Raw genomic sequence first — 22815 nt, 5'->3', positions numbered from 1 at the left:
ATTTATAATTGCCGCGAATTATCTGGGTGGAGCCGAAGGATGCCGGTCTTTATCGATGTCGACTATTTGCAGGGATGGCGCCTGTTTCTGGTGTTGTCGGATGGCACAACAGGCGTGCTGGATCTGACCCCGTGGCGAGGTCAGCCGCTGTTTGCTGCGCTGGGGACGGAGCGTCATTGCGCCCGGGTCTTCATCAACCGCCACCACCAGCTGGAGTGGCCTGTCGGCTGCACGCTATCCGCCCATGAGGTCTATCACCTCATCATGCCGATGGACGAGCGGGAAGCTTTCCGCTAATCCCTGCTTTTTGTGAGCCAACGCCAGATTCCTGTTACTGGAATGTTTGGGCGTTTGCCTTCCTGAATCAAATTGGGTAAAAACAGCGCAACATTTTGCCAACCTGGCTTTGTTTCGTCTGATCAAGGCTTGCCGCACTCATGCAGCAGGCCTTTTTTGCGACCAGAGGCCAAACCTTTCCCTTGCTGAAAGGTTTGGCTGGCAAGATGAAAAAAACATAACAAACAAATACATAAGGAAAATGTATGGCTTGTCATATGCGCACTCCTCTTGCCCTGCTGGTGGGAGGGTTGGCCTGTCACGGCGCTGCCGGGCAGGAGCAGATTCAGCAACCGGAAACCATGGTGGTCGTGGCGAGTCGCCCCGCCAGCACCCTGGAGGTCACCCTCGATCCCAAGAAACCCGGCTCTCCCATGCCGGCGGCCGATGGTGCCGGTTATCTCAAAAACGTCACCGGCATGAGTATGGTGCGCAAGGGGGGGCTGGGTGGCGATCCCGTGCTGCGGGGGATGGGGATGTCCCGTCTCAACGTGCAGATGGATGGCGGCATGTTGGCTGGTGGCTGTGGCGGCCGCATGGACCCGCCCACTGCCTATGTGTTCCCCCAATCTTTTGACCGGATCCGGGTGCTCAAGGGGCCGCAATCCCTCGAGCAGGGGGCGACCCTGGCGGGAACCGTGCTGTTCGAGCGGGACAGACCCGAGTTTATGGCGCCGGGCTTCAAGAGCGACGCCTCGGCCCTCTTTGGTAGCTTCGGCCGCGATGACCAGATGGTCGACATGACGGCAGGCTCGACCGACGGTTATCTGCGCGGTCAGTTCACCCACTCTGACAGCGACGATTACCGCGATGGCCATGGCAACAAGGTGCGATCCTTCTATCGCCGCGAGAACGGCACCGCCCAGCTGGGCTGGACGCCGGGGGAGCACACCTGGTTGGAACTCACCGCCGAGCGCAGCAATGCCCGCGCCGCCTATGCAGACCGCACTATGGATGGCCCCATGTTTGATCGCGAATCCTTCGGGCTGAAGCTCAAGCAGGAGGAGATCACCACTCACTGGCAGCGCAGCGAGCTGACCCTGTGGGACAACTACATCGACCACATCATGGACAACTTCAGTCTGCGGCCAAACAGCGGCATGAAGATGCTCTCCAACCCGGATCGCCGCAACACCGGTGGGCGCTGGGCCAACGACATCGCTCTGCCAGCCGACTGGTTGCTGACGGCCGGGCTCGACAGCAACCGGGATCAGCACCGTAGCCGGAGTGGCGTCGACTATGCCACCAAGGATCGCCAGCGCACCCTGCGTTTCGAGCAGCAGGGCGGCTTTGCCGAGCTGGGACGCCAGCAGGGGGCCCACAGCTACAAGGGGGGTTATCGTCAGGATCGGGTCGAGACAACCCGTTATGGTGCGGGGGATCAGACCCTCTACAGCGAGACCGAGCACCTCGACAGCGGTTTTGGTCGCTACGAATATCAGTGGTCGCCCCGCTGGTCCAGCTATCTGGCGTGGGGACAGGCAGAGCGGGCGCCGGACTACTGGGAGCGCAACAAGGACAGCACCCCGTTCACCCTCAACCCGGAGCGCAGCCGTCAGTGGGATGCAGGGCTGGCTCTGCGCAGCCGCGAGCTGGATCTGACCCTCTCCCTCTTTAGCGCCAACATCAAGGATTACCTGCTCTACAACAGCAAGTCGAACCAGGTGCGCAACATCGATGCCCAGACCCGGGGCGGCGAGCTGGAGGGGCGCTGGCAGTTTGCCGAGCAGTGGCGTCTCGATGGTGGTCTGGCGGTGGTCTACGGCGAAAACCAGAGCGACAATAAACCGCTGGCCCAGATGCCGCCCCTCGATGGCAAGCTGGCGTTGGGCTGGCAGCCGGATGAATCGCTGAGTTTCACCCTGCTGGGGCGCGCCGTGGCGGCGCAGGATCGGGTAGACGTCGGCTCCGGCACGGTCGCCGGTCAGGATCAGAGCGAGACCCCTGGCTTCTTCACCATGAACCTGAGCGGCGCCTGGCAGTTTGCCAAGGGGTGGCAGCTCTCGGCCGGGGTAGACAACCTGTTCGACACCTTCTACTACGAGCACCTCTCCAAGTCGGTACACAGCAGTCAGGCCGGGTTGGGCTATGAGCAGAGCGGTCGCATTCCCGAGCCGGGGCGTGCCTACTGGATCTCGGTCAACTACCGTTTTGCCTCCGACGGCGTGCTCTGAGCAAGACGAGCGGGTAACGTTTTCAGTCACAGACCCCTCTGCGAGCGCTCGCTATCATGGCGAAAAGCAGGTGCATTCAGACACTTGTGCTCACAGCGGGAACATGACAATGAAACAGGGAACGTTGCGTTATGGCGGCCTCATCGGGGCCGCCCTGTTACTCGCCGCCTGCGGCGGCAGTGGAAGTTCTGGCGGGGGGAGTACGCCTCCTGCCGTCAATCCTCCGGTCACTCACCCTCCGGTCGCCACGGCCAGTCGGGCCTGCTACGGCGATGAGCAACTCGCTTGCAATCTGCGCATCTATCAGGTGATGGTGGAGTCCTTCGTCGACGGTGACGGCAGCGCCAACTACGGCGTCGGTTACGGCCCCTCCCGCCACAACGGTGATCTGCAGGGGATCATCGACAGCCTCGACCACATCAAGAGCCTCAACGTCAACGCCATCTGGCTCACCCCGGTGTTCGACTCCTGCGCGGGGCAAGGGGGTGATGACAAGCTCGATGCCACCGGCTACTTCGCCTGCGACTTCTTCAACGTGGACCCCAACTTCGGCAGCAACGCCCAGCTGAAAAAGCTGGTGGATGGGGCTCATCAGCGCGGCCTCTACGTCTTCCTCGACGGGGTGTTTGGCCACGTCAACAAGGTGGGGGTGAGCAAACCTTCACCGGCCGGCTTGCTGCCCGCCCTCAAGAGCGGCGGTGCCGGTTATCCGGGTCAGCTGGTGGATTACAGCCAGCCCCAGAGTCTCGCCTACTTCAAGGAGGTGGCCCGCTACTGGATCGAGCAGTACGGCATCGACGGCTGGCGTCTCGATCAGGCCTATCAGCTGAGCCTCGATGAGTGGCGCGCCATTCGCCGCGAGGTGGCGCAGGCCAGCGCGGCGCGCAAGGCGGCCGGTCAGCAGTGGGGCACCCTCGGCTACATGGTGGGCGAGGTGTGGAAGGGCGCCGACGAGATCCGCGCCCAGGCGTATGGGTCGAGCGACAACCCGGCGCTCTCGTCTGCGTTCGACTTCCCGCTGCGCTACGGCATCGTACAGGCGCTGGCGGTGGAGGAGTCCGGCAAGGGCGGGCAGGGGGCCAGCGTGCTCGACGCCAGCTGGAACAAGGTGGAGAACTACCCGAATCACGCCATGCCGAACCTGATGCTGGGCAACCACGATCTGGTGCGTTTCGGCGATCTACTGGAGCGAGGTCACTTCAATCTGGCTGAGTACTGGCAGCGCCACAAGGCGGCCTTCAGCTTCCTCGCTGCCCGCTCCGGCCCCATCACTCTCTACTACGGCGAGGAGTTTGGCGACGAGGTACCGGGCTTTGCCGCCAAGGTGAGCGGTGACTGCGCGACGTTGGGATTGTGCGACGATCACGTGGCCCGCAGCGACGGCAAGGTGCCCGCAGTCACCGGCTTTGTGCCGGGCAGCGAACAGGCCGAGCTCAAGCAGTGGCTCAGCCAGCTGCTGGCACTGCGCGCCAAACACCCCGCCCTCTATCAGGGGGAGCGGGTCAAGCTGGTGGCCGAGGGGAGCCTCTATGGCGACATCAAGGAGACGGCAGCGGAGCAGATCGTCTACCTGCTCAACGTCTCAAGCACCCCCCAGAGCTATGCAGTGCCGGTCGGCAAACTGCGCAGCGGCAGTGCGCTGGTGGATTTGCAAAGTGGCGAGAGCCTGGCCATTGGCGGCAGCAGCGTAACGGTGGAGTTGCCACCCCTCACCGGTCGCTTCCTGTTGCTGCAATAGCGCGACCACGACCCAATGCAAAGGGCTCCATAGCGGAGCCCTTTTTCATGGCGATACCCGTCGCGGTGTCGTTCTACTTCTCGATGCCGCTGCCCAGCTCATCCGGGCGGGGAGCGGCTGGCGGGTGACCATTGCCGTTGCCATTGCGCCAGCTCTCCAGTCGGTTGTGCACCCCGCGGCGCAGGCTCTTGAAGCTGGTCTCCAGATAGTCGACGCCGACCAGAATGGAGAGGGTGACGCCGGTGAGCAGCAGCGCCTGATGGAGCATCTGCATGCCGATGAGGGCGCCGAGGGCGGCCAGCATCCAGACAGTGGCGGCGGAGGTGACCCCCAGTACCTGGCCATCCCGGGTCATCATTACCCCGGCACCGAGAAAGCCGATGCCGGTGATGAGCTGGCCCAGCACCCGCGCCTGATCGGCGCTCTGGGGGCTGAGGGCGGCGCCGATGGCGAGAAAGCAGTAGGTGCCGAGGATGATGAGCGAGGAGGTGCGGATGCCGACCGGCTTGCCGCGCAGCTGGCGCTCCAGCCCTACCAGAGTGCCGCACACCAGACAGACCAGGATGTTCTCCCAGCCAAGGGGAGCAATGTCCCACCAATCAGTCGTCATCATATCCACCTCTGCAATCGATGCTTGTTGTTATCCGGCCGCGCTCTGTCCCCGGTTCTCCAGCCGCTGGCGGAAGGCGCGGGCGAGGCGCTCGTAGAGGTCCTTTGCCTCTCTGTCCTCAATATCGCCACGTATCCAGGGATTGTCGATGATTTCCAGCAGCACGCAGTCGCGCCCCTGCTGGCGCAGGTCGACTCCGAACAGGCCGTTGCCGAGCTGATGCACCGCACGGCGGGCAGTCTGCAACACCCGTTCCGGTACCTCATTGAGCGGAAGCGCCTCGATCCGGCTCATGTCGAGAGGGTGTTTGCGGCGGCGGATGCGGTTGCCGGGCTCGGGCCGGAAACGGCGGCAAGCAAACAGCGGAGAGCCATCGAGAAAGCCGATGCGCCAGTCGAACTCGGCGGGGATCCGGCTCTGCACCAGCAGCAGGGCGGATCTCCCCAGCCCCTCGTCCAGCAGGCGAGCCAGCTGCTGCTCGTCGCTGGCCATGGCCAGATCCCGCCCCTGTGCCCCGTCGGGCACCTTCACCATCAGCGGCAGGCCGAGCCGTTGCACCAGCTCGTCGACATGGTGGCGGCCGCGGCGGGTCACCACCATGGTGGGTGGCATGGGCACGCCGCTGCGCACCATCAGCTCGTAGAGATAGAGCTTGTTGCTGCAGGCGAGGATGGCGCGGGAGCTGTCGATCACCGGCATCTTGAGCTGCTCGGCGCGGCGGGCAAATTCGAAGGTGTAGTGGCCGACTGCCGTCTCGGAGCGTAGCCAGAGGGTGTCGAACTCCGGCAGCCGCTCGATGGCTGACGGCGCCAGGATCTCGGCCCGGATCCCCTGCGCTGCGGCCGCTTTGATAAAGCGCTCCAGCGCCACTGCATCGCTGCTGGCGCGGCCGTCGTTGGGGTCGACCAGAATGGCGAGCTGGTAGAGCGGCGCCGCCTGCTCCTCGTCGCCGGTGCCCACCAGTGCCTGGGCGTGGTGCAGCATCAACTCTTTCTCGCTTGGGCTCAGCGCCAGCGGTGACAGGCTCTGCTGCTGGCGCACCGACCAGCCGTGGCGGCCGCGCTTGAGGGTCAGCTCCTGCAGCGGCAGCTGGCTGAGGCCGTAGTAGTAGCGGGCCAGCCCCGCCAGCTCACTCTGTTCACACTGGCCGAAGATGGCGCGCACCCGGATTCGGTCCTCGCTCTGCTGGGCAAGCCACCCCTGCAATTTTCGCCACAGCTTGGCCGGTGGCTGCTGGGGTTGCAGCTGGCTGATGGCCTGCAAACCCGGCAGACAGTGGTGGCCGCGGGCCTGGGCCAACAGCGAGCAGTAGTAGCCGGCGCTCAGGTGTTCCAGATTGCGGCAGAGGTTGATGATGCGGGGGCGGCCGCCGGTGGTGGGCACCCCGTGTTGCAGGTAGGTGCGGGCGGTCAGCAGATAATCGGCATGGCAAGGCCAGTCGCCCAGCTCTTCGACGATGACGTAGGTACTCATATTTTTCGGCTCCACAGATGAAACTGCCTTAAGCGGCAGGATCCCCAGTGGGCTTCGATGCACCGACAAGCACGACAATGGCGCGAGGGGAAACAAGAGGTTACAGTGCCTAATATTCTGCCTTGGTAACTTGTGATACAAGTCGCATTTTTGGTGCTGAGGATAAATAACCGAACAAGGATTCCCCGTGTTGACCGTCCGCGCCGCCCGACCCAGCGATCTGGGCGCCATCGTTAAACTGGAACGCTACTGTTTTCCTCCCGAGGTCGCCTTTGGCCGCAGTCGCTGGCACTATCTGCTCGCCCAGTCCAGAGGCCGCACCCTGCTGGTGCTGGATGAGAAGGAGCAGCTGATGGGCTATCTCTGTCTGCTGGAGCACAAGGGGTGGGATCGTCTCATCGTGCAGACCCTCGCCATCCGCTGGACCATCCGTCGTCAGGGCTGGGCGCGGCGCCTGCTGGAGCAGGTGATCCGCGAAGGGCAGGAGGCTGGCTGGGGGGCGATCCGGCTGGAGGTCGGCGATGCCAACGCCGAGGCGCTGGCGCTCTACCGGGGGCTGGGGTTCAAAGCCACCCAGCGTCTGCCCGACTACTATGGCCCGGGTCAGCATGCCCATCGGCTGGTGCTGAAGCTGGCCGGAGAGAGGAGAGAAGAGGAGAGGGGATGAGCTGCGACAACTGTCTTGCCACCGCCATCAGGGCCAGGCTGGGGTGCTGCCCGGTCTGCGCCGGCCAGACCTTTGTCATCGGCATGGTCGGCTGGCTGGTCTGGTGGTGGTGCGGCGCCGACACCTCGGTCAACGCCCTCACCGGCCTGCTGTTTGCGCTGGGTGGCTCGGGCCTGTTGCTGCTCCATCTGGTGGTATTTGTCTGGCGCAAGGCGACCGGACGTGAATTGAGCGATGAATAAATCAGATTGGTTTCAACAACATAAATAACAATATCGGTTGAGATAATGGAGGTTCAGATGATAGCAATGGTAACGGGCGCCTCGTCCGGTTTTGGTGAGTCCATCAGCCGCCAGCTGGTGCAGGCGGGCTACAAGGTGATCGGTACCGGTCGCCGCGCCGAGCGGCTGGCCGCGCTGGCCGACGAGTTGGGCGAGCAGTTCCTGCCGCTGGCGTTCGATGTGCAAGACAAGGCGGCTACCCGCGCTGCCATCGACGGGCTGCCAGCCGAGTGGAGCGAGGTGGATCTGCTGGTCAACAACGCCGGTCTGGCGCTGGGGCTGGAGCCGGCCCACAAGGCGGATCTGGAAGATTGGGAGCAGATGATCGCCACCAACATCAGCGGTCTGACCCTGCTCACCCGCCTGCTGCTGCCGGGCATGGTGGCGCGCAATCGCGGCCACGTCATCAATATCGGCTCCATCGCCGGCACCTACCCCTATCCGGGCGGCAACGTCTACGGCGCCACCAAGGCGTTCGTGAAGCAGTTCAGCCTCAACCTACGTGCCGATCTGGCTGGCACCGCCATCCGCGTCACCAACGTGGAGCCGGGCCTGTGCGGTGGCACCGAGTTCTCCAACGTGCGCTTCCACGGTGACGACGCCAAGGCGGCCTCCGTCTATCAGGGGGTGGATTCGATCCAGCCGGAAGATATCGCCAATACCGTGCTCTGGGTGAGCCAGCAACCGGCTCACGTCAACATCAACAGCATCGAGATCATGCCGGTGGCGCAGACCTTCGGCCCGCTCAATATCAGCCGTCGCTGATCGCTGCATTGGCTGAAATGAAAGAGGCTCCCGTGGGAGCCTCTTTGCGTTGGCGAGCCGGTCACAGGCTCATGATCTTCTTGAACTCCTCCGGCGAATACTTCTTCTCGGTGCGCTTGGTGAGATCCGTCATTAGTTTGTAGCGCAGCGTTTTGGCCATCTGATAGGTCTGCTCCAACTGGCCATAGGAGTAGTCGGCGGCCAGCCCGATGGCGGTAGCCTTGTCGCTGGCATACGCCTGCTTCAGGCTCTTGTCGAGCAGCGCCACCTCCTTGTAAAGCTTGTTGCTCTCCTTGCTCCAGACGCCGCGCAGCAGCGGCAGGTACTTGTCCGGATCGGCGCTAGCCAGCGCGGTCAGGCTGCGGAACTGCCAGTAGGCAGAGTCATCGGAGTAGCTGTCGCTACCGGTGCGATAGGGCAGGGGGTAGGATTCCAGGGTGTTGTAGAGCGGCACCATCACAGATTCGGCCAGCACGCCGTAGCTCTGCCAGATCAATCCCTGCAGCTCTTTGGGCATCTCCTTGCGCAGCTGGATGACGTGGGATTCCAGTTGGCGATCGATGCGGATCGGCCGCTCCGCCTTGTCCGCCAGCGGCGTGCCCTCATAGGTGGCGCTCAGCAGTTTGGCTACGTCCGGCACGGCGATGGGGGCATCCGGCTTCATAAAGAGCGGATATTGCGCCTGCCGGGTCGGCTGCGGGTGGCTGGCGGTCAGCATTTTCTGGCCGAGCCACTCCCGATCCACGTTATACGGGTCAGCGATGACCCCGAACGCCTTGGCGAAGTTGAACTCTTTCGGGTCGGCGTTATCCAGCAGTTTGTGTTCGCGTACGAACTCCAGCAGCTTGGGCGAGTGCTGCACATCGGCGCTGTCGAGATTGACGCCGTGGATGCGCAGGCCGTTGGCCACCATGGCGTAGCTGTCGTCCGGCACCCGCACCGCAATCCAGTGGTGGCCGGAGCCGATCTCCATCAGCCAGGCCTCGTTCACATCCGCTAGATAGAGGCTGTTGCCCTCACCGGCGCCATATTGCTCCACATAGCGGCCGAGCAGCTCGACCCCCTCTTTGGCCGTTTTGGCCTGCGGCAGGATCAGGGTGGGGATGATGGCTTCAATCACTCCCTTCTCGATCAGCGGATCGGCTTTTTGGGCCTTGTCGTTGACCTCGGCACTGGTGGTGGCCGAAATGGCGACGTTGAACTCGTTGATGCCGCGCTCCTCGTAATACTTGCCGTCGGGGTCGCTGGCTGTGGCATCCCAGTCACGAATGGCTGAGTAGGCGAAAAACGCCTTTGGCATCGGCACTTCCAGTCCGTTGCCCAGCTTCCAGACCTTGCCCTCGTTCTGCTGCGCGGGCCGGAAGGCGAGGTACTTGTTCCAGTTGTTGACGCCAAAGTCCTCGTTTCTGGCGATCATCACGCTGCCATCGGCACTGGCCCCCTTGCCGACGATAAGGCCGGTACAGGCGTCGGCACTGGTGCCAAGCAGGGTGAGCAGGGTGGCGGAGAGAAGACTCAAGGTGTGTTTTTTCATAGTTATGCCCGAAAGGTTGCGGTGAGTGAGAGTCAGACGAGGGGATGAGGTGTGGGGAGGCCGCAACTCCGAACTGGCAGCGGAGCGAGCTCGGCAGATTGGTCTGCCTGTTATTGGTTTTACGAACAGATCATCCATGACACGGCTGGCTGGTTGTGATGTGCGCCAAAATTGTATGCCTCGCTGGTTGTTTGTTTTGTGATCGACGGAGCGTTCCTGCGGTTTATAGGGTGCAGTGTTTTTAGGGCAGCGGTATGTGTCGGAAATCGGGGTAAAAGCAGCGGATGAGTCATGATTCTGACGCCGCATCGGGGCTGTAACCGCTGCCAGGCTTGCCAGCGCGGGGATCTCGCCCAATCTGACAAGTTGGCCTGTAACTTGCTGGTTTTATTGTCAAAGGTGGGGCTAGACCCCATAGCGCCGCATTCAGTCGGCCCGCTCCGGCGGGTCGGCACACAGAACGGGAGTCTTCATGGATATCAAACCCTACAGCCAGCAGCTTGCCCAGAGCGCCTCCAATAACCGCGCCCTCGCCACCCTCAACAGTGCCAGTAGCGGCGGACAGGGTGGAGGCTGGGAGGAGATGGTCAGCCTCTCCACCCAGCGCATGACCGGTCAGGCCCAGCAGGTGCTCACCTATGAACATCTGGCCAAGAACAGCAAGCTGCCACCGGCGCTCGACATGAGCTCCGACAAGGGGGGCGTGGTGCAGCAGCTGGTGGACAAGGCACTCGGGTTTGATCGCAAGAAATTCAACGAAATAGAAGACAAACTCAAGGCTATCGCCGACAACAAGAAGCTGACCCCGGAAGAGCGGGCCGAGCAGAGCAAGCCGCTCAACGAGCAGAAAGATGCGATGCTGAAAGAGGCAATGGATCGCCTGACCGGCAAGAAGAGCTCATCCAAAGATGAGGCCAAAACCGCCTGATCCAGTCACTGTTGTGTGAGATACCCGGTCGGCACAGATGGGCCAGTGTCGACCGCCGATGGGCAAGCTTCTGCCACCTCTTTTGACCTCACCTCCCCACAGGCGCACAATGTCCGCGCATTGAGCCAGTCGAGGAGTCCGCCGTGTACAACTTCCAATATGCCAATCCGACCCGCATCTGTTTCGGCGAAGGGCAGATCGCCAGCCTGCCCGAACTGATCCCGCCCGGCAGCCGGCTGCTGGTGCTCTACGGCGGTGGCAGCATCAAGCAAAACGGGGTGTATGAGCAGTTGACCCGGGCGCTGGAGGGGGTGACGTGGCAGGAGTTTTCCGGCATCGGCGCCAACCCCAGATTCGAGCTGTTGATGGAGGCGGTGGCGCAGGTGAAGCGCGAGCGCATCGACTTCCTGCTGGCGGTCGGTGGCGGCTCGGTAGTCGATGGCACCAAGTTTGTCGCGGCCGCCGCCTGCTACGAGGGGGATGATCCCTGGGATATCTGCGGCAAGCAGGCGAGCGTACACAAGGCGCTGCCGATGGGCTGTGTGCTGACCCTGCCGGCGACCGGCTCAGAGAGCAATCCCACCTCGGTGGTGAGCCGGGGAGATGTGAAGATCTCCTTCAGAAGCCCGCTGGTGCAGCCTCAGTTTGCGGTGCTCGACCCGACCACCACCTACAGCCTGCCGCCGCGCCAGACCGGCAACGGGGTGGTGGACGCCTTCGTCCATATCGCCGAGCAGTACCTCACCTTCCCGGTGGGGGGCGAGGTGCAGGACAGACTGGCGGAGGGGCTGCTGCAGGTGCTGGTGGAGAACGGCCCCAAAGCGCTGGCGGAGCCGACCAACTATCAGGTGCGATCCAATCTGATGTGGGCGGCCAGTCTGGCGCTCAACGGCCTTATCGGTTGCGGGGTGCCGCAGGATTGGGCCTCCCACGCCATCGGCCATCAGCTGACGGCGCTTTACGGGCTCGACCACGGCCAGAGTCTGGCGGTGGTGCTCCCCGCCCTGCTGCGGGAGCGGGCCGCGCAGAAGCAGGAGAAGCTGGCCCAGTTTGCCGAGCGGGTGTGGCACTCCAGCCGTGAGGATTATGCCCTGCGCATCGAAGAGGCGATCATCCGCACCGAACAGTTCTTCCAGCAGATGGGGCTTGGCACCCGTCTCTCTGACTATGGTCTGAGCGAAAGCTGTATTCCGGCGGTCTGCTCCAACCTCAAGCGGGTCGGGCGCACCGCACTCGGGGAGCAGCAGGATATCGACCCGGATCAGGTAGCGCGGATCCTCGCCCAGGCGCTTTGAACGGCCAGAAGGGACGATCGGAGGTTTGCTCTCACCCCTCTGCCAGAGTGGCAGGCGTCAGCGCCAAACAAGATTGTTGCAAGAAAAGCTGGCTATAAAATTTGTTTGTTGCGCTGATGAAATAATCGCGCGACCACGCCAGCGACTTGTTTCATCAGTGCTGGCCGATCCCGCTGGCCGATCTTCCGGTCAACCCGCGCTGACCAGGGGCTATCCCCGGCAATAACAAGGGCCGCTTGCTGCGGCCCTTGGTGTATCTGTTACTCGGTACGTGCCTTGAGGTAGCCGGCGTAGTCCGGGATCTGCACGCTGAACGCCTGCCGCATATGGGGGCTATCCATGATGAAGTCGGCGGTCGCTTCGTTGGTGGCAACCGGGATGTTCCACACCGCAGCCAGTCGCAGCAGCGCCTTCACATCCGGGTCGTGCGGCACCGCATTGAGGGGATCCCAAAAGAAGATCAGCACGTCGATCTTCCCTTCGGCAATCAGGGCGCCAAGCTGCTGGTCGCCACCCATGGGGCCGGAGAAGAGGCAGGTGATGGGCAACTCGGCTTTTTTGCCGAGCATGGTGCCGGTGGTGCCGGTGGCATAGAGGTGGTGGAGCTTGAGCTCCTCCTTGCGGCGCATGACCCAGTTCAGCAGAGGGGTTTTCATGTTGTCGTGAGCGACCAGTGCCACCCGCTTGTGGGGTGCCATCTCGCGTGCAATCTGTTCCATGAAGGTATCCGTAGCATTGTGATTGGAATTGAGCCGTATCCTAATCGAAAGCCATGACAGATGCTGTGTCGGGCGTATTAACTGTGATCCTGTCGGAAAGTTTTCGGGCAATGGTGGCCCAAATGAAGAGACCCGCCAGCAGCGGGTCTCTTCATTTGAGTTCTTTGGACGATCAGGAGCCGTGGTGCAACTGCGCCTGCTGGTAGTTCTCCAGCCCGATGCGATCGATGAGATCGAGCTGGGTCTCCAGCCAGTCCACATGCTCCTCCTCATCTTCCAGGATCTCCTGAAACAGGTCGCGGCTGATGTAATCCTGCACAGATTCGGCGTAGGCAATGGCCACTTTCAGGTCGGGAATGGCATCCATCTCCAGCGAGAGGTCGCAGCGCAGCATCTCTTCCACCGTTTCACCGATGCGCAGCTTGCCGAGATCCTGCAGGTTGGGCAGCCCTTCGAGAAACAGCACCCGCTTGACCAGCTCATCGGCGTGCTTCATCTCGTCGATGGATTCGTGGTACTCCTTGTGCCCGAGCGCCTTGAGGCCCCAGTCATCGTAGATGCGGGCGTGCAGGAAGTATTGGTTGATGGCTATCAGCTCATTGGCCAGTACCTTGTTGAGGTGGGCAATGATCTTGGGGTCTCCTTTCATCGACAGTGCTCCTTGGTTCGTGCCTGAAGTGGCAATCATCAGAGCTTAGTCGAGAAACATGACGACTTCGGGATGGCGGCGGATCATGCCACTTCGTAGTAGAGCGGGGTTTGCTCCTGCTCCATCTTGTCGAGCTCGGCAGCGATAATCTCCATGGTCATGCGCACGCACTTGCCACACTGGGCGCCCACCTCGAGCGACTGCTTGAGCTGGCGGAACTCGCTGTTACCTGACTGCACCGCCTTGCGGATCTGGGTATCTGTGATGCCGCGGCACAAACAGACGTACATGGTGGATTACCTCATATGAAATTGAGTGAAATCTAAATGAGAGTGGTTCGCAATGCAAATAACCATTGGTAATAAGATCCCCCGCTTGCCACTTGTCACCCCCTTGGGGAGAATGCCCTGATACAGAGGGAACCATCATGCTCAAGAAACTGTTCAGCGCCCTGTTCGGGGGCGAGCCAGCCAAGGCTGCGGAAGTCACCCCCACCGAATATGCCGGCTATCTCATCTATCCGGAACCCATGGCCGAAGGTGGTCAGTACCGGCTGGCAGGCCGCATCACCAAAGAGGTGGATGGCGTGCTGCAAACCCACCGCTTTATCCGCTCCGATCTGTTTGCCAATCCGGCCGATGCCGAGCGCTTCATGGTGCAGAAGGCCCACACCTTTATCGATCAGATGGGGGAGCGCATGTTCGAGCCCCGCAAACCGGCTGACAGCCAGGCTTCATGACGCCGCCAGAGCTCAACAGCCTGCGCGAGGCGCTGGCCCGCGCCGGTGAGCGGCGACTGATCTGGCTGGAGGGGGAGGAGGCCGACTGCATTGCCCGCGCCCAATCCCTGCTCGGCGAGACCGTCTTCTGGCTGGGGGCGGGGCCCGAGTGCTATGTCCCGCAACCCGCCGCCAAGGCGTTGCAGCGGCTCGGTCAGGAGTGCGACACGCTGGTGTTTAACGCCTTCAGCGGCTTTCATCCCGATGCCTTCGGGGCGCTGGCGGGCACTCTGCGCGCTGGTGGCTTGCTGTTGCTGCTGACGCCGCCCAGAGAGATCTGGCCCGCATGGCCGGATCCCGACCGGATTCGGCTGGTGGCCCAGCCAGAGGAGGCCGGTCGGGCCGGTCACGGCTTTATCGCCCGGCTGGTGCGGTTGCTGGACGGGGATCCTGCCCTCTCGCTGGAGCCGCCGGTTTGCTCGCAGCCTTGGCAACCGATTGGGCCCGAACGCAGGCTGAGCTGCGATCAGGCGCGGGCACTGCCCGCCATCCACAAGGTGTTGCACGGTCATCGCCGCCGGCCGCTGGTGCTGAGCGCCGACCGTGGTCGCGGCAAGAGTGCCTTGCTGGGACTGGCCGCCGCCGAGCTGCTGCGCCAGCAACCCGGGCTGAACATAGTGGTGACGGCCCCCTCGCAGGCGACGGTCACCACCCTGTTTGCCCACGCCGCTCGCGGGTTAGATACCACGCCTGAACAGCTGAGCGGGCTGAGCTACTGCTCGCCGGATCGGCTGGTGCACGAGGCGATGAATCCCGATCTGCTGCTGGTGGATGAAGCGGCCGCCATTCCGACCCCGCTGCTTGAGGCCATGCTGGCCCGCCACAGCCGCATTGTGTTTGCCACCACCGAGCACGGTTACGAGGGGACGGGGCGCGGTTTTCACCTGCGCTTCAAACGGGTGCTCGATAGCCAGACCCCGGAGTGGCAGGAGCTCCACCTCTCTGAGCCCATCCGCTGGAGTGAGCGCGATCCGCTGGAGCCGCTGATTTTCCGCCTGCTCGGCCTCAATGCCGAAGTGGCAACGCCCTTGCCGCCGGTCAGCCCGAGCTGGCGTCTGGTCAGCCAGGAGGCGCTGGCGAGCGACGAGGCGTTGCTCAACCAGCTGTTCGGCCTGCTGGTGCTGGCTCACTACCAGACCACGCCGAGCGATCTCAGGTCCCTGCTGGAGAGCCCGGATCTCGACATCCATCTGCTGGAGCAGGATGAGAGCCTGCTGGGAGTGGCCTTGGTGGCGCGGGAAGGGGGGATAGAACCCGAACTGGCCGAGGCGATTTGGGCCGGACGTCGCCGTCCGCGCGGCCATCTGCTGCCCCAGTCGCTGCTGGCCCACGCCGGTTTCAAAACGGCGGGGGGGCGCAGCTACGCCCGGGTGATGCGCATCGCCATCCACCCCGAGCTGCATCGCCACGGTCTGGGTTCGCTGCTGCTTGGCAAGCTTGAGGAGCACTATCGCCAGATAGGTATCGACTACCTCGGCTCGGCCTTTTCGGCCAGCGTCGACCTGCTCCCCTTCTGGCGCAAGGCCGGGCTGGCGGTGCTGCGCATCGGCCTGCAGCGGGATGCCGCCAGCGGCTGCCACGCAGCCCTGCTGCTCAAAGCGCTGAAACCCGAGCATGAGATCGAGTTGAATCAATGGCAGCAGCGTTTTGTACGCCAGCTGCCGACCCTGCTGGCGGGCGAGTTGAGCGCGTTGGATCCCGAGTTGGTATGGCAATGCCTGCAAGGCAGTACCGTCACCGCGCCCAAGCTTGGCGAGTTCGAGCGCGACGAGATTGAGTGCTTTGCCCTGCATCACAAGCCGTTCGAACTGAGCCAGTCGAGCCTGCAGTTGTGGCTGGCGGGCAATCTGGATGTGTTGGCTTCACTGACTCCTGACGAACGTGCTCTGCTGATTGCCCCCATCTGGCAATACGCAGAGTGGGGGGCGCTGGCTGCTAGGTTGCAACTGGCGGGCAAGCCCGCCGTGATCAAGGCGCTGCGGGCGCTGCTGGCGCGTCTCCTGATCTCCCCTACCACTCGATAGGTTTGCCCTGCCAGTCGAGAAAGCTCAGTTCGCCATCCGGTTGCAGCCGGTTCATCAGGTTAACCAGATGGCCGGCCACCCCCTCGGGACTCTGCACGTTTCCCGCTGGTACGTTGGCGTGAAACGGGCGGGAGAGTGGGGTATCCACTGTGCCGGGATGGAAGGCCAGCAATTTGACGCCGGGCGCCCGCCGGGCCAGCTCGATGGCGGCACACTTGAGCAGCATGTTGAGGGCGGCCTTGGATGCGCGATAGCCATACCAGCCGCCCGCCCGGTTGTCGCCAATGCTGCCGACCCGGGCGCTGAGAACGGCCAGAGTGCAAGGCTCGCGGCCAAACAGCGGTAACAGCTGGCTGATCCAGCGCAGCGGCAGCAAGGCGTTGGTCTGGTAGAGACGGGTCATGGCCGCGAGATTGAGTGCTTCTAGCCGCTTCTCCGGCTGGATCTCCCCCTGATGCAGGATGCCGTTGCAGATCACCACCCGATGGGGTCGCGGCGCCAATTCCGCGATACGGGCTACCGCAGCTGTCATCTGCTCATCACTGTAATCGCAACATAGCCAGTGCAAGGCCGGCGAGGAGGCCCCTGCTGGTGCGGGCTGACGACTGATGGCAATCACTGGCCCGACACCAGCCGCCAACCAGTGTGCGACCAGCGCCGCCCCGATACCGCCAGAAGCGCCAATCACGACGACACCTTCACTCATCTCTGGCTCCTTATGAGGGCATGGTGGGGGTCACCATCTGCCAATGTTGTCCTGATTTGCAGATACGATCGTGCCAGCCTGCGGGATCAAGCGGTTAAGGCTGCAATCTTGCCGAGATCCGAGCCGCTGGGCTAATTCCATTCCTATACTGAGGGAAAACCGCAGCGGAGTGCTGCCTGCGCAACCAGAGCATGAGAGTCACCATGATGGCCAAAGACGGGGAAGAGCGTAAATCCATTCTGACCGAGAGCGGCACCAACGAGCTCGAGATCATCGAATTTCACCTCAAGAAGCAGCTGCCGGACGGGCGCGAGAAGATCGCCTACTACGGGATCAACGTCGCCAAGGTGCGCGAGGTGATCCGGGTGCCAGAAACCACCGATTACCCCAATGCCCAGCGCCACATGGTGGGGGTATTCTCCCTGCGGGATCGCCTCATCCCGCTGGTGGATCTGGCGGGCTGGCTCGGCATCAAGACCAACCCGGACCCCAGCCACAAGGTTGTGATCGTCACCGACTTCAACAAGATGGCCAACGGCTTTCTGATCGACAGCGTCAGCAGGATTCACCGGGTCTCCTGGGAGGATGTGGAGTCACCCAGCCAGTTTCTGGAGGCGGGGGAGAATGACTGCGTGGTGGCGGTGGTCAGGCGCGATGGCAACCTCATCATGATCCTCGATTTCGAGAAGATCATCGCCGATATCAACCCCGAGCTCAGCATGGAGAAGTACGACGTCACTCAGGATCGCAAGGTGATCATCGACGATCGCATGATGGCGCTGCGTCAGAGCAAAACCATTCTGGTGGTGGACGACTCGGCCTTTATCCGCAAGATGATCGAAACCACCCTGCGCACCGCCGGTTATAACGTGATCACTGCCAAGGATGGGGGAGAGGGACTGGAGATGATGACGGATTTCGATCGTCTGGCCCAGGAGGAGAGGATGCCGGTGACCGGCTTCGTCAACGCGGTGATCACCGATGTGGAGATGCCGCGCATGGACGGCATGCATTTGCTCAAGCGGTTGCGGGAGACCCCCTCCTACAAGGAGATGCCCATCGTGATGTTCTCTTCGCTGATGAGCGATGACAACCGCCAGAAGGCGCTGCAACTGGGGGCGAACGATACCATCACCAAACCCGAGATTGGGCGGATGGTGGGGATGATGGATCACATGCTGCTGGGGATAGCACTCCCTTCGCCCGCCAACAATATCTGATAGCGGATTAGCCAAGAGAAAACGGCCACCTTATGGGGTGGCCGTTTTGCTTTTACTGGTTATCCGAAGGTCAGGCAGTTTTTTCCTGATCAAGCGTCACCCTCAGGAGGCAACGCTGGCACTGGCTGCTGAGGGGGCAATCGGCAGTTCGATAGCCGATTTGGCCGGCTCTTCGGCAGGCTTGGGCGGCTTGATGCAGGGCTGCACAGTGCCGATGGTGCTGAGCGACAGGCAGGGGATCGGCAGACCGATATGGACTGGTTCGCCGAGAAACTTGGGCCCCTTGTCCAGCACGTAGAGATCGACCAGCCCCATCACCCGGGCAAACACCTCGCGGATCCGGGTACGGATGCCCTGATAGGCGCTGGGATCATCGGCGTTGAAGCCGACCGCATCGATGCCAAAGTGACGGGCAATGAAGATGGCTCGCTCGTTGTGAAAGCCCTGGGAGACCACGGTAAAGCGATCCTGACCGAACACCTCTTTGGCTCTGACCACAGAGTCGAGGGTGCGAAAGCCGGCGAAATCCATGTAGATGGCGGAGGCCGGGATCCCCGCCTTGATGAGGGCGCGCCGCATCTGGCGCGGTTCGTTGTACTGCAGGGTGGCGTTGTCACCGGAGACCAGGATGTAGTCCACCTTGGCATTGTTGTAGAGCTCGGCCGCCGCCTTGATGCGGTATTTGAAGTAGTGGTTGGGGCCACCGCCCGAGAGGTATTTGGAGGTGCCCAGCACCACGGCAACCCGGTTGTATGGCACGTCGCTCACCTTGTCGAAGGTGTAGTGGCGTGCATCCGAGACGATCCACTCGCTATAGGCCAGCACCGAGGCAATCAGGGCCAGCAGTGACAGCAGGCAGGCGAGGAGGATCTTGGCAAACTTCTTCATGCGCGATGCGGTTTGGGTCTGAAATTGGGAATGGCTTCCGGCATTCTATTACAACTCGGCTGTTGGCGTCAGGCTTGATAGCAGTAGCGGAACGCATTGGGGCAGGGTGTGTCGCAGGAAATCACGGATATAAAGAGGGGCTGCGCTGGCAGCCCCTCGACGTTTGCAGGCCCGGATCAGTGAGCCGAGTCATTGGCCTTGCAGGCTTCCGACTCCTTGTTGGCTTGCCACCATGGCAACAGATCCCGGCTCAGCCACTCCTGATAGGCTGCGCTGTCATTGGCGATCAGCTTGTCGAGCTCTGCCTCGAAGTCGCTCAGCGCCTGCTGCCGATCCGGATTGCGCAGTGCCTGCGCCATCGCCAGCCAGCTGGCATTGCGACCGGTATCGTTGAGGAAGCGGTGCACAGTGTAGGACCAGGAGTAGACCATCTCGCCCCCCTGGTCGTAATCAAGGTGCAGGATGGATGCCAAAGTCGGCCGCTGGTTGGCGGGGCGGTTGCTCACATTGTCCAGACCTCTGGCAAAGCACTGGCCATGGGCGATGTACTCCGCCACCCCCTCGGCCCACCAGGTGGTGCGATTGAGGGGATAGTGGCCAAAGCTGCCGTACTGGTTGAAGCGGCCGTCGAGATAGTGAACATACTCGTGGCGCAGGTTCCACACCTGGAAGGCGGGGCGTTTCCACTCGGCCTCATAGGCAAAGAAGCGGGCCTGATTGCCGGGGCGAGCCGGATCTCCTTCGATGTAGATGCCGCCATTGTCGGTGGAGACGCCAAAGAGGGCGCCGCCGTACCGGCTCCAGTCGGCGGAGGAGTTGAAGATCACCAGCTCCAGCGCCTCGTTGTGATCATCCGCCACCGGTTGTTCGCCGGTTTCCATCAGCTGGTGGAAATGCTGCTCTTCCTCACCCAGCTCGCGGCAGATCCCTTCGGCCTGAGCCTGGGTAAGATCCTGGGCACGCAGGCGCAGGGTCGGCGAACAGGTGTGCTCGAAGGGCAGGATATCCTCCATGCGGATTGGGGTGCAGAGCCCGGCAAACTCGCCGCTGACACAGGCTTCGCTGGTGCGATCCGTGTAGGTGAGGTAGTAGCTGGAGAGGGTGAGGGAGACCTCTTCCAGCAGGGCTGCGGGATGGTTGCCTCCCGGAACCAGCCCGTGCTGGCGCATGATGGCGATGACATCGCGGTCGAGCTGCTGGCGATAGCTGTTTGCCTCGTCCGGTCTGGTGTAGCGCATCATTTGATAGAGGCGGCTGTGGGCATCGAGGATGTTGTTGAAGATAAACAGATCCCGTGAACCGTCACGCTGTTTCCAGAGTGCCAGCTCGCTCATGCCGAGCAGACGCAGGTTCTGGCGGATGGCCGTTTCCTGCGCCAGCACGGTGGCGGTGAAGTCCGCCTGCTGGCCATAGGATGCGCTCTGATCGACCAGATTGAGCAGTTCGAACAGCCCGTCAGCCCAGGGCTTGTGGCCATTGATCTGCGCCGCATGTTGCACTGCATAGCCGAGCGCCTGATTGAGCTGGGCCAGCATGGGCGCGGCGCTTTGCCGGAAGGCTTCCTGTCCCAGCTGCCCCTGGGCGGCCACGCTCCACGCTTCCAGCACGGTTCCGGCCTGATCCTGCGGTTCCGCACCCAGCAGCAAGGGGTGGTTGAGCAGGTCAATCATGACGCCAGCCAGTGCGCGGGCGACCTGATCGCTCTCCTGCTTGATACCGCCGTGATAGTTGTGGGCGCGCACATAATAGAGCAGCTTGTCCATCGCCGGATGGGTCGGCTGATTGGCCGCCAGCAGGGCACGCATGCCGCGCACCACCGCCATCAGCTTGGCATCGTCGTGACCATAGTCCGGCTGCCATGCTGGGCTGTTCTGCCCGCTCACATCGGCCACCAGCTTGGCGGCGTCGGCATCGAGCAGATCCGTATCGGGTTGCTCGGGCTCCGAGCAGGGGCGGCCGTTGGCGCGGCGACACTCCAGCTGCTCCTCCTTGCTATCAAGGATGATGGGGCGATTGAGAACCCTGCTCTCCTGCCACTCGTCGGTTTCCGGCAGCGGCTGCCACTCGCCCCCGGCGATCGAGTATTGGTAACCACTGTCCTTGAGGGTTACGGCGACGTTGCTGCCAGCCGGGATCACCTGACGGCAGATGCGATAGCGGATGGTGTTGGTTCCCTCCTTGCGCTCCTGCGGTTCGTCGCACTCCTGCTGTGGCGTGAGCTGATCGAGCTGCCACTGATAACGGCGCCAGACGTGGATCTCGCTCACTTGAGCGGCCGCCTGAGAGCCGCTGTTCGGCTGCAGGCGAAAGAAGATCTGCTCCAGCCGGCCATCCCGTTCGCTGGGGCTCTCTTCCAGCACATGCAGTTGTTGCCAATCCTGTGGCTGGTAGTGCCACTCCGGCTCGGCGCAGCGCCCCTGTGCGTTGAGTTCACAGCGGTCCAGTTCGCGCTCGCTCTGCCCCAGGATCACCGCAGAGGGGAGTGGCAGGCGATCCTGGCGGGTGGCGGTCGGCGTGCCAGCCAGCTGCTCCCAGCGGCCCTGTTTCATGCCATAGCCGAAGTCATAGCTGCTGGCGGGGATCAGCTTGCCGGCCGGAACCCGATCTTCGCAGCGGACGAAGCGGATCTGCCAGCCGGATTCCACCCTGAGCTGAGGCTCGCCACACTGCTGCTCGGCGAGGGCCGCGAGGTCGCTCCCCTGCCAGTCAAAGCGGCGATAGACCCTGAGCTGCTGATAGGGCGCGCTGGTGCTGCGAGCCTTGAGCTCGTAGGTGATCTCGGTGATGCGCGCGGCGAGTTGCCGGCTCGACTCCCCGGTCAGCTGGTACTGTTGCCAGTCGCTGGGGGAGTAGTTGGCCTGTGTTGAGGAGGCAAAAAGCAGAGGTGCTGCCAATAGCAGCCACCCGGAACCTGAACGATTCATTTTTATCCCTTGTTATTGTCTGCGTTGTAACCGACAGGCAATTTATAGGGATTCAAAAGAATATCAATGGTGATTTAAAAAAGATAAAAATCAATAAGATGTGCTTTATTTTTCGGGCGGGTGGTATGAGGGTGCTTCAGCAGTAGTAAAGGCTCACATGAGACATTCTCATGTATGGGATGAAATCACGAAAATGAGAGCAACATCACATCCGGTTATTGAGGCCAGGTCTGTTGACTGAATGAACCTCCGCTCTCTCATCCCGGTGTTGGCCGGTTCTAGAGAGCGGCAGACCCGTTGTTAGCCGCAAATCCAGCGATATACCTCTAATGCCGCGAAGGGCCCTCAGAGATAGCTGACAGTCACAATGGTCATGCTGCCACTATCAGCAACTTTATAGCTGATGGTGTTGCTGAGGAGATGGGTTTGACCACTTTGCCACAGTTTATTCAAAGCCATGCTCTGCTGGCTGGAGCCTGAATAGCAGGTCACGCTGCTGTCAGAAAAATTGCATGGGGTCTCATAGATGGTTCCACTGAAAGTGACAGTGCCATCGTATGCAGATGCTGCCATTGGCATCAGCGATGTGCCAGCAAGCAACGCAGAACAGATTGACAATGCGGATTTACGAGATAAGCGGGAGAGGAAGTCTTGAGCTTTCATTTTAATGTCCTTTTCGTCACTGGGTGGTACGAAAAGGGCAACGCAATATGAAGAAGATGCACACAAACAACGACATCAATCTTCTCAGATGGCGGCTCCGCTGTCTTAGGCATGGTAACCCTTAGACCGGTGGCTTTGCGTCCCGACCTTTCGATCGGTTTGCCCTTTACTCTATGTGTAGATGATAACACCCCACTTTGTGAAATCAATCATCCTAAAAAAGTCTGGGATATCAAGCACACATCCGTTGTATTGAGTGTTATGACCATAGTAAATGACTCCCATTCATCTAAATCTAATAGGTTCTTCAGTTCATTTTTCGTAACAGGTATTAATATGTTTTATTTTATAAAAATAACTTGCCATATCCTGAGTATATAAAACGGTAGATTACCTGATTACCTGATTACCTGATTACCTGATTACCTGATTACCTGATTACC

The 22815-nt window shown here is 61.6% G+C and carries 20 protein-coding genes, 1 pseudogene and 1 riboswitch; of the genes and pseudogenes, 11 read left to right on the top strand and 10 right to left on the bottom strand.

The genetic code is table 11. From position 1 onward, the window contains the following. Positions 1 to 39: 39 nt before the first annotated feature. The 3 genes from AAHA39_RS19945 (at position 40) to AAHA39_RS19935 (ending at position 4248) form a co-directional block, all read left to right on the top strand. On the top strand, positions 40 to 297 hold the full coding sequence (locus AAHA39_RS19945) for a DUF2442 domain-containing protein (protein ID WP_320657267.1): 258 nt from the start codon (positions 40 to 42) through the stop codon (positions 295 to 297). Between the two features lie 245 nt (positions 298 to 542). After that, positions 543 to 2510: a TonB-dependent copper receptor gene (locus AAHA39_RS19940; protein ID WP_320657268.1), complete on the top strand. Its 1968-nt coding sequence runs from the start codon at positions 543 to 545 to the stop codon at positions 2508 to 2510. A gap of 109 nt (positions 2511 to 2619) precedes the next feature. Then, entirely contained in the window at positions 2620 to 4248 is a 1629-nt protein-coding gene (locus AAHA39_RS19935) for an alpha-amylase family protein (RefSeq protein ID WP_320657269.1), read from the top strand. A 73-nt stretch (positions 4249 to 4321) separates the two neighbouring features. Here the strand turns inward: AAHA39_RS19935 and AAHA39_RS19930 are convergent, their stop codons facing one another. Continuing rightward, positions 4322 to 4861 carry an MgtC/SapB family protein gene (locus tag AAHA39_RS19930; RefSeq protein ID WP_042032827.1) on the bottom strand — a complete coding sequence of 180 codons (540 nt, stop codon included), beginning with the start codon at positions 4859 to 4861 and terminating at the stop codon, positions 4322 to 4324. A 27-nt stretch (positions 4862 to 4888) separates the two neighbouring features. Beyond that, complete coding sequence (locus tag AAHA39_RS19925) at positions 4889 to 6331, bottom strand: RimK family protein (protein WP_201909818.1); 1443 nt, start codon at positions 6329 to 6331, stop codon at positions 4889 to 4891. Between the two features lie 187 nt (positions 6332 to 6518). Here AAHA39_RS19925 and AAHA39_RS19920 point away from each other — a divergent pair, with 187 nt between their 5' ends. The 3 genes from AAHA39_RS19920 to AAHA39_RS19910 are packed head-to-tail and all read left to right on the top strand — an operon-like array spanning position 6519 to position 8044. Next, the gene (locus tag AAHA39_RS19920; protein WP_320657270.1) at positions 6519 to 6998 is read left to right on the top strand and encodes a GNAT family N-acetyltransferase; all 480 of its coding nucleotides are present in this window, start codon (positions 6519 to 6521) and stop codon (positions 6996 to 6998) included. Continuing rightward, positions 6995 to 7240, top strand: coding sequence for a DUF3624 family protein (locus tag AAHA39_RS19915; protein ID WP_320657271.1), 246 nt, complete (start codon positions 6995 to 6997; stop codon positions 7238 to 7240). Before AAHA39_RS19920 ends, AAHA39_RS19915 begins: the two co-directional genes overlap by 4 nt. Before the next feature lie 57 nt (positions 7241 to 7297). Further along, on the top strand, positions 7298 to 8044 hold the full coding sequence (locus tag AAHA39_RS19910) for an SDR family oxidoreductase (RefSeq protein ID WP_320657272.1): 747 nt from the start codon (positions 7298 to 7300) through the stop codon (positions 8042 to 8044). Positions 8045 to 8105: 61 nt separating this feature from the next. Here the strand turns inward: AAHA39_RS19910 and AAHA39_RS19905 are convergent, their stop codons facing one another. Further along, positions 8106 to 9578 (bottom strand): C69 family dipeptidase, encoded by a 1473-nt coding sequence (locus AAHA39_RS19905; protein ID WP_320657273.1) that lies wholly within the window; start codon positions 9576 to 9578, stop codon positions 8106 to 8108. Between the two features lie 472 nt (positions 9579 to 10050). On the opposite strand from AAHA39_RS19905, the gene AAHA39_RS19900 reads away from it, so the two are divergent. Both AAHA39_RS19900 and AAHA39_RS19895 read left to right on the top strand, forming a co-directional pair. Continuing rightward, entirely contained in the window at positions 10051 to 10506 is a 456-nt protein-coding gene (locus AAHA39_RS19900; RefSeq protein WP_033115559.1) for a hypothetical protein, read from the top strand. A 143-nt stretch (positions 10507 to 10649) separates the two neighbouring features. Continuing rightward, positions 10650 to 11801: an iron-containing alcohol dehydrogenase gene (locus tag AAHA39_RS19895; protein WP_320657274.1), complete on the top strand. Its 1152-nt coding sequence runs from the start codon at positions 10650 to 10652 to the stop codon at positions 11799 to 11801. Positions 11802 to 12061: 260 nt separating this feature from the next. On the opposite strand, the gene AAHA39_RS19890 is transcribed toward AAHA39_RS19895, so the two are convergent. The 3 genes from AAHA39_RS19890 to AAHA39_RS19880 all read right to left on the bottom strand — a co-directional run bounded on the left by AAHA39_RS19890 (position 12062) and on the right by AAHA39_RS19880 (position 13459). Continuing rightward, positions 12062 to 12520, bottom strand: a complete 459-nt coding sequence (locus AAHA39_RS19890; protein WP_033115561.1) for a methylglyoxal synthase — start codon at positions 12518 to 12520, stop codon at positions 12062 to 12064. Between the two features lie 172 nt (positions 12521 to 12692). After that, entirely contained in the window at positions 12693 to 13169 is a 477-nt protein-coding gene (gene bfr, locus AAHA39_RS19885) for a bacterioferritin (RefSeq protein ID WP_033115562.1), read from the bottom strand. Positions 13170 to 13252: 83 nt separating this feature from the next. After that, positions 13253 to 13459, bottom strand: coding sequence for a bacterioferritin-associated ferredoxin (locus tag AAHA39_RS19880; RefSeq protein ID WP_104016567.1), 207 nt, complete (start codon positions 13457 to 13459; stop codon positions 13253 to 13255). A gap of 137 nt (positions 13460 to 13596) precedes the next feature. On the opposite strand from AAHA39_RS19880, the gene AAHA39_RS19875 reads away from it, so the two are divergent. Next, complete coding sequence (locus tag AAHA39_RS19875) at positions 13597 to 13908, top strand: HlyU family transcriptional regulator (RefSeq protein ID WP_124243183.1); 312 nt, start codon at positions 13597 to 13599, stop codon at positions 13906 to 13908. Continuing rightward, complete coding sequence (locus AAHA39_RS19870) at positions 13905 to 15971, top strand: tRNA(Met) cytidine acetyltransferase TmcA (protein ID WP_320657275.1); 2067 nt, start codon at positions 13905 to 13907, stop codon at positions 15969 to 15971. Before AAHA39_RS19875 ends, AAHA39_RS19870 begins: the two co-directional genes overlap by 4 nt. Here the strand turns inward: AAHA39_RS19870 and AAHA39_RS19865 are convergent. Continuing rightward, a complete protein-coding gene (locus AAHA39_RS19865; protein WP_320657276.1) occupies positions 15958 to 16677 on the bottom strand; it encodes an SDR family NAD(P)-dependent oxidoreductase in 720 nt (239 codons plus the stop codon). The genes AAHA39_RS19870 and AAHA39_RS19865 overlap by 14 nt on opposite strands. Positions 16678 to 16880: 203 nt before the next feature. On the opposite strand from AAHA39_RS19865, the gene AAHA39_RS19860 reads away from it, so the two are divergent. Further along, a complete protein-coding gene (locus AAHA39_RS19860; RefSeq protein WP_041209293.1) occupies positions 16881 to 17897 on the top strand; it encodes a chemotaxis protein in 1017 nt (338 codons plus the stop codon). Between the two features lie 105 nt (positions 17898 to 18002). On the opposite strand, the pseudogene AAHA39_RS19855 reads toward AAHA39_RS19860, so the two are convergent. The 3 genes and pseudogenes from AAHA39_RS19855 to AAHA39_RS19845 form a co-directional block, all read right to left on the bottom strand. Beyond that, positions 18003 to 18785 (bottom strand): annotated as a pseudogene (locus tag AAHA39_RS19855) (SanA/YdcF family protein); the annotation flags it as partial. A 176-nt stretch (positions 18786 to 18961) separates the two neighbouring features. Then, positions 18962 to 21709 carry a collagenase gene (locus tag AAHA39_RS19850; protein ID WP_320657277.1) on the bottom strand — a complete coding sequence of 916 codons (2748 nt, stop codon included), beginning with the start codon at positions 21707 to 21709 and terminating at the stop codon, positions 18962 to 18964. Between the two features lie 345 nt (positions 21710 to 22054). Continuing rightward, on the bottom strand, positions 22055 to 22372 hold the full coding sequence (locus AAHA39_RS19845) for a fimbrial protein (protein ID WP_320657278.1): 318 nt from the start codon (positions 22370 to 22372) through the stop codon (positions 22055 to 22057). Between the two features lie 87 nt (positions 22373 to 22459). Continuing rightward, positions 22460 to 22546, bottom strand: a riboswitch (cyclic di-GMP riboswitch). Positions 22547 to 22815: the final 269 nt, after the last annotated feature.

It is taken from the genome of Aeromonas sp. SE22 (assembly GCF_038739755.1).
Taxonomy (GTDB): domain Bacteria; phylum Pseudomonadota; class Gammaproteobacteria; order Enterobacterales; family Aeromonadaceae; genus Aeromonas; species Aeromonas jandaei.
The sequence above is the reverse complement of the archived record's forward strand: the minus strand, read 5'-3'. Positions and strand labels throughout refer to the sequence as shown.

Excerpts from the sequence above, each read along its gene's own strand:
- AAHA39_RS19870 (WP_320657275.1), top strand. The coding sequence starts at position 13,905 with ATGACGCCGCCAGAGCTCAACAGCCTGCGCGAGGCGCTGGCCCGCGCC.
- AAHA39_RS19865 (WP_320657276.1), bottom strand. The coding sequence starts at position 16,677 with ATGAGTGAAGGTGTCGTCGTGATTGGCGCTTCTGGCGGTATCGGGGCG.
- AAHA39_RS19935 (WP_320657269.1), top strand. The coding sequence starts at position 2,620 with ATGAAACAGGGAACGTTGCGTTATGGCGGCCTCATCGGGGCCGCCCTG.
- AAHA39_RS19845 (WP_320657278.1), bottom strand. The coding sequence starts at position 22,372 with ATGAAAGCTCAAGACTTCCTCTCCCGCTTATCTCGTAAATCCGCATTG.
- AAHA39_RS19890 (WP_033115561.1), bottom strand. The coding sequence starts at position 12,520 with ATGGAACAGATTGCACGCGAGATGGCACCCCACAAGCGGGTGGCACTG.
- AAHA39_RS19925 (WP_201909818.1), bottom strand. The coding sequence starts at position 6,331 with ATGAGTACCTACGTCATCGTCGAAGAGCTGGGCGACTGGCCTTGCCAT.
- AAHA39_RS19880 (WP_104016567.1), bottom strand. The coding sequence starts at position 13,459 with ATGTACGTCTGTTTGTGCCGCGGCATCACAGATACCCAGATCCGCAAG.
- AAHA39_RS19860 (WP_041209293.1), top strand. The coding sequence starts at position 16,881 with ATGATGGCCAAAGACGGGGAAGAGCGTAAATCCATTCTGACCGAGAGC.
- AAHA39_RS19915 (WP_320657271.1), top strand. The coding sequence starts at position 6,995 with ATGAGCTGCGACAACTGTCTTGCCACCGCCATCAGGGCCAGGCTGGGG.
- AAHA39_RS19940 (WP_320657268.1), top strand. The coding sequence starts at position 543 with ATGGCTTGTCATATGCGCACTCCTCTTGCCCTGCTGGTGGGAGGGTTG.
- bfr (WP_033115562.1), bottom strand. The coding sequence starts at position 13,169 with ATGAAAGGAGACCCCAAGATCATTGCCCACCTCAACAAGGTACTGGCC.
- AAHA39_RS19850 (WP_320657277.1), bottom strand. The coding sequence starts at position 21,709 with ATGAATCGTTCAGGTTCCGGGTGGCTGCTATTGGCAGCACCTCTGCTT.
- AAHA39_RS19945 (WP_320657267.1), top strand. The coding sequence starts at position 40 with ATGCCGGTCTTTATCGATGTCGACTATTTGCAGGGATGGCGCCTGTTT.
- AAHA39_RS19930 (WP_042032827.1), bottom strand. The coding sequence starts at position 4,861 with ATGATGACGACTGATTGGTGGGACATTGCTCCCCTTGGCTGGGAGAAC.
- AAHA39_RS19900 (WP_033115559.1), top strand. The coding sequence starts at position 10,051 with ATGGATATCAAACCCTACAGCCAGCAGCTTGCCCAGAGCGCCTCCAAT.
- AAHA39_RS19910 (WP_320657272.1), top strand. The coding sequence starts at position 7,298 with ATGATAGCAATGGTAACGGGCGCCTCGTCCGGTTTTGGTGAGTCCATC.
- AAHA39_RS19905 (WP_320657273.1), bottom strand. The coding sequence starts at position 9,578 with ATGAAAAAACACACCTTGAGTCTTCTCTCCGCCACCCTGCTCACCCTG.
- AAHA39_RS19875 (WP_124243183.1), top strand. The coding sequence starts at position 13,597 with ATGCTCAAGAAACTGTTCAGCGCCCTGTTCGGGGGCGAGCCAGCCAAG.